Below are 5,368 nucleotides of genomic sequence, written 5' to 3' on the forward strand. Positions count from 1 at the left end.
CAGACTCCCAGACTCCAGACTCCCAGACTCCAGACTCCCAGACTCCAGACTCCCAGACTCCAGACTCCCAGACTCCAGACTCCCAGACTCCAGACTCCCAGACTCCAGACTCCCAGACTCCAGACTCTTTATGACATACCCTTTTTCTGAGATAGAGAAAAAAGTTCAGGAATTTTGGGAAAACCAGCGACTTCTTAAAAGAAAAGGAAAAGAAAAATTCTACTTGCTTGAGATGTTTCCCTATCCATCTGGAAAAATCCACATAGGCCATGTCAGAAACTATTGCATAGGTGATACAATAGCAAGATACAAAAGGCTTGTGGGCTTTGATGTCCTCTATCCAATGGGATGGGATGCATTTGGCTTACCGGCTGAAAATGCTGCAATTGAAAAGGGCATACACCCTGCTAAATGGACAAAGGATAATATCAGCTATATGAAAAGCCAGCTTAAAAGGCTTGGGCTTTCATACAATTGGGATAAAGAGATCGCAACCTGTAATCCCGATTATTACAAATGGAATCAATGGCTATTTTTAAAATTTTATGAGAAGGGCCTTGTTTATAGAAAAAAGGAGGATGTAAATTGGTGCCCTAAATGCAAGACTGTTTTGGCAAATGAGCAGGTTATAAATGGTTGCTGCTGGAGATGTAATTTTTCTATTACAACAAAGAGCTTAGAACAATGGTTTTTTAAGATAACATCCTATGCAGAAAGGCTTCTTTTGGATTTGAAATTGCTTGGAAAATGGCCAGAGAATGTTATTACTATGCAGAAGAATTGGATTGGAAAGAGCACAGGATGTGAGATATTTTTTAAGGAAGAAAAAACAGGTAAAACAATCCCTGTATTTACAACAAGGCCAGATACAATCTTTGGGGCAACATATTTAACATTAGCCCCTCAATACCCATTGGTAGATGAAATAGACAAAAAGGAGGTAAGGGAATTTGTAGAGAGGGCAAAGACAAGGGTATCTCCTGACAAAATGGAAAAAGAGGGGATATTTACAGACCTGTATGCAATAAATCCCGTAAATGGCGAACGAATTCCAATCTGGATTGCAAACTATGTTTTAATGGAATATGGGACAGGTGCAATTATGGCTGTTCCTAGCCATGACCAGAGGGATTTTGATTTTGCTAAAAAATATGGGCTTCCTGTAAAAGAAGTAGTCAGAGGGTCAGAGGGTCAGAGGGTCAGAGGGTCAGAGGGTCAGGAAATGGAAAGAGCGTATGAGGAAGAGGGGGTTTTGGTAAATTCGGGGATGTTTAATGGGATGGAGAGCGAAAGGGCTAAAGAAGCGATAATGAATTGGATGGAGAAAGAAAATATTGGAAGAAAAACCATAAATTACAGGCTCAGGGATTGGCTTGTCTCTCGGCAAAGGTATTGGGGAACACCCATTCCCATTATTTATTGTCCCCAATGTGGCATTGTTCCTGTTAAAGAAAAAGACCTTCCTATAGAGCTTCCTCTTGATACAAAACCAGGACAAAACCTTTGGGAAATCCCTAATTTTTTAAATACAAAATGCCCAAATTGTGGAGAGAATGCCAAAAGGGAAACAGATACAATGGATACATTTGTTGATTCATCCTGGTATTTTTTAAGGTATCTTTCTTCAAAAGAAGAAAGCCTTCCTGTATTGAAGGAGGAAGCAGACCATTGGATGAGCGTAGACCAATACATTGGAGGGATTGAGCATGCCATTTTGCACCTTTTGTATGCCAGGTTCTTTTGTAAGGTAATGAAGGATTTAGGGCTTATCTCAATAGATGAGCCATTTAAAAACTTATTGGCACAAGGAATGGTTATAAAGGATGGTGCGAAGATGTCAAAATCCAAAGGAAATGTGGTTGACCCAGATAAAATTATAGAGGAATATGGAGCAGATAGCATAAGGCTTTTTATTTTATTTGCCGCTCCACCTGAGAAAGAGCTTGAATGGAATGATAAGGGTATAGCGGGATGCTTTAGGTTTTTAAATAGAATATATAAAATAAAAGTCAGAGGGTCAGAGGGTCAGGGGGTCAGGGGGTCAGAAGAAAGATTTTATGCCTTGATACACAAGACAATAAAGGCTGTATCAGATGACCTGGAGAGGTTTCATTTTAATACAGCCATAGCCCATCTTATGGAATTTCTTAATGAAATAGAGGCTGAATTGCCAAAGGATATATTCAAAACATTCCTTATTCTTCTCTTTCCATTTGCACCGCATATCTCATCTTATCTTTGGAAGGAGCATTTTGAAGGAAGGATAGAGGATGAAAAATGGCCAGCCTATGATGAAACCTTAATCAAGGAAAAAGAAAGCACTATCATAATCCAGATAAATGGAAAATTAAGGGGAAAGATTACCGTTCTTTCTAATTTAAACCCTGATGAAATAAAAGAAAGGGCAAAGGAGGAAGTAAGAAATAAGATTAAGGGAGAGATTAAGGATATAATCCTTGTCCCAGGAAGGCTTGTGAATATTGTTTGTGGGTGATATACCAAATACTTCTCACTTATTTCATTGCTTTTTACCCCTCACTCCTTGTTGGTATTTTCAAACCAATTGCTCTTTGGTTATAGAAACATTAACACAAAAAAACCAATTTTATTTCAGTATATATCCTTCTTTTATAACCTCATGCTTTAAGTTGTAGATTGTTATCTTATCATCTATAGTGGCATAGGAGGGAATTTTCTCTTTACTTAAAGGAACAGATGGGCTTCCTGGATTAAGATAGATTATTTCCCCTTTTTCTTCAAGGCTTGGAATATGGGTATGACCCGTAATGAATATATCTGCCTTAAATTGAGAAGGATCAATTGGTAAATGTCCATGGCTTGCAATTATTCTTTTCTTTCCATCTTGAAGAAAGACAAAGGGAAGAATGGGAGGATTTAAAAGGATGCTATCAACATCAGAATCGCAATTCCCTTTTGCAATAAGGAAGGGAACAGAAAGTGCATTTATCTTATCTGCCAATAGAGGTGGATTGTATCCATCTGGTATTGGATTCTTTGGCCCAGGTGCTAATATATCGCCACAATGAATAATAACATCACAATCCAAAAATCCTTCATAAGCCTTATTCCAGGAATAAAGGTTTCCATGTGTATCAGATATAACCCCTATTTTCATAAAGCTATTTTACTATATTTACTTGGCATTTTCAATCAAAAATGGTATTATTTTATTATGAAGATTCTGGATTGGATAAAAAAGATATTTTTTAAAAGGGGATTTCTGTGTGATACCTGTAAATATGACTATAGGGGCGCCTGCAATAATCCAAATAGACCAAATGTAGTTGAATGCCCTGATTATAAGAAAAGATGAAACACCTTCTTTCCATTTCTGACCTTGAACCAGCATCTATCTGGCGCATATTTAACCTTACAGATAGAATAATTGAGGTGCCAGATTATAAGCCTTTTTCTGACAAAACAGCCATCCTTCTCTTTAAAAAGCCATCATTAAGAACAAGGCTTTCCTTTGAGATTGCAATAAAAGGCTTGGGTGGAGGAAGCGTTTTTATTACAGGTAATGAGGTAGGATTAGGAACAAGGGAGGAGATAAAGGATATAGCAAGGGTTCTTTCTGGCTATGGCGATTGTATTATTCCTAGGGTATTTTCTCATTCAGAGCTTCTTACCCTTTCCAAATATGCCACTGTGCCTGTTATCAATGCTTTGTCTGATGATGAACACCCCTGTCAGGCCCTTTCAGACCTTTGGACAATTTGGAAGCACAAAGAAAAAATTGTAGGTCTTAATTTTTCATTTATTGGCGATTGCTGTAATAATGTTGCTTCAAGCTGGACATTACTTGCCTCAATGATGGGAATAAACATAACCCTTTGCTTTCCAAAGGGATATGCACCAAAAAGGGATGTTTTAAAGAGGGCAAAGGAATATTGTGCATTAAGTGGGGCAACGATAAAAACAATAACAGACCCAAAGAAGGCTGTTTTAGATGCAGAGATTATCTATACGGATACATGGACAAGTATGGGTCAGGAAAAAGAGAGCAAAAAAAGGATTAAGGATTTCTCTGGCTTTACGATAAATAAGAACCTCCTATCCCGTGTAAAAGAAAATTGTTCAATTATGCATTGTATGCCCATACATAGGGGAGAGGAGATAGAAGATGAAATAGCCGAAGGAAAAAATTCTATTATATTTCCTCAGGCAAGAAATAAACTTGCTGTTACTAAAGGAATCCTTGTTTTTCTTTTAGCATAAACAATGAAACTTAAAGAAATTGCTAAAATCATAGATGGCAAGCTTATTGGCGAAGATATAGAGATAAAAGGAATAAGCTCTATTGAGGATGCAAAAGAGGGAGATATTACATTTAGCCTTAATGGGAAGAAGGTAGATACAAAGGCATCTTGTATTATTCTAAAGGAGATAGAAAAAGGAATATCCATCCCTGTTATCTTAACTGATAATCCAAAGCTTGCCTTCTCTAAATTACTCTCTATTTTTTCATTACAAAGACATCCTTCTGGTATAAGCAAAAAGGCAAGTATCAAAGAATTTGCCAGGATTGGAAAGAGAGTAGCCATTTCCGATTTTGTTGTTATTGAAGATGGAGTAAAGATAGGTGATTCTGCAATTATCTACCCCAATGTTTATATTGGAATAAATGTTATAATTGGAAAAGGAACAATTATATACCCAGGGGCTGTTATAATGAATGCAAAAATTGGAAATAATGTTATTATCCATCCTGGGGCTGTTATTGGCTCTGATGGCTTTGGGTATATTCAAGATAATGGAAAGAATATAAAGATGGCACATAATGGAGGTGTTGTAATAGAAGACGATGTTGAAATAGGTGCAAATACAACAATTGACAGGGGAACAACAAAGGATACAATAATAGGAAGCGGAACAAAAATAGATAATCTGGTTCATATTGCCCATAATTGCATTATAGGAAAGAATTGCATCATTGTTGCCCAGGTTGGCATATCAGGCTCTGTAACTATAGGGGATAATGTAGTTATAGCTGGACAGGCTGGAATATCAGACCATATAAAGATAGGAAGCCAGGTAACTATAGCTGCAAAATCTGGTGTAACAAAAGATATACCTTCAGGAAAAATTGTCTCTGGCTTTCCTGCAAAAGACCACAGGGAGGAAAAAAGGCTTCACGGCCTTATCCAAAGATTACCCAAGCTTTTAGAGAGGGTAAAAAGGCTTGAAAACCTTATATACTGAAATAAAATTGGTTTTTTTGTGTCAACAACCTCTATTATCTGAAATTTTTTTGACAAGTAAGCTCTCTAATTCTCCTTTATAACTTCCAAAATTCTCAAAGAATTCATGAACTGCTGCCTTAAACTTATCAAATCTCTCATAGTAT

5 protein-coding genes are annotated in these 5,368 nt (G+C 37.1%); 4 read left to right on the forward strand and 1 reads right to left on the reverse strand.

The window, feature by feature from the left end; translation table 11 throughout:
• Positions 1-130: 130 nt before the first annotated feature.
• Entirely contained in the window at positions 131-2,494 is a 2,364-nt protein-coding gene (gene leuS / locus AB1630_09975; GenBank protein ID MEW6104117.1) for a leucine--tRNA ligase, read from the forward strand.
• Positions 2,495-2,605: 111 nt separating this feature from the next.
• Here leuS and yfcE read toward each other — a convergent pair whose 3' ends face one another.
• Positions 2,606-3,136: a phosphodiesterase gene (yfcE, locus tag AB1630_09980; GenBank protein MEW6104118.1), complete on the reverse strand. Its 531-nt coding sequence runs from the start codon at positions 3,134-3,136 to the stop codon at positions 2,606-2,608.
• Positions 3,137-3,193: 57 nt separating this feature from the next.
• Here yfcE and AB1630_09985 point away from each other — a divergent pair, with 57 nt between their 5' ends.
• From AB1630_09985 to lpxD, 3 genes are read left to right on the forward strand one after another with little or no spacing between them, the layout of a single operon-like run.
• Positions 3,194-3,334, forward strand: coding sequence for a hypothetical protein (locus AB1630_09985; protein MEW6104119.1), 141 nt, complete (start codon positions 3,194-3,196; stop codon positions 3,332-3,334).
• Entirely contained in the window at positions 3,331-4,239 is a 909-nt protein-coding gene (gene argF / locus AB1630_09990) for an ornithine carbamoyltransferase (GenBank protein ID MEW6104120.1), read from the forward strand. The genes AB1630_09985 and argF overlap by 4 nt, the downstream gene beginning before the upstream one ends.
• Before the next feature lie 3 nt (positions 4,240-4,242).
• Positions 4,243-5,223, forward strand: a complete 981-nt coding sequence (lpxD, locus tag AB1630_09995) for a UDP-3-O-(3-hydroxymyristoyl)glucosamine N-acyltransferase (protein ID MEW6104121.1) — start codon at positions 4,243-4,245, stop codon at positions 5,221-5,223.
• The last annotated feature ends 145 nt before the right edge of the window (positions 5,224-5,368 follow it).

Source organism: bacterium (assembly GCA_040753555.1).
Taxonomy (GTDB): Bacteria; UBA9089; UBA9088; order UBA9088; family UBA9088; genus JBFLYE01.

Coding starts and splice junctions, on each gene's coding strand:
- yfcE (MEW6104118.1), bottom strand. CDS start 3,136: ATGAAAATAGGGGTTATATCTGATACACATGGAAACCTTTATTCCTGG.
- leuS (MEW6104117.1), top strand. CDS start 131: ATGACATACCCTTTTTCTGAGATAGAGAAAAAAGTTCAGGAATTTTGG.
- argF (MEW6104120.1), top strand. CDS start 3,331: ATGAAACACCTTCTTTCCATTTCTGACCTTGAACCAGCATCTATCTGG.
- lpxD (MEW6104121.1), top strand. CDS start 4,243: ATGAAACTTAAAGAAATTGCTAAAATCATAGATGGCAAGCTTATTGGC.
- AB1630_09985 (MEW6104119.1), top strand. CDS start 3,194: ATGAAGATTCTGGATTGGATAAAAAAGATATTTTTTAAAAGGGGATTT.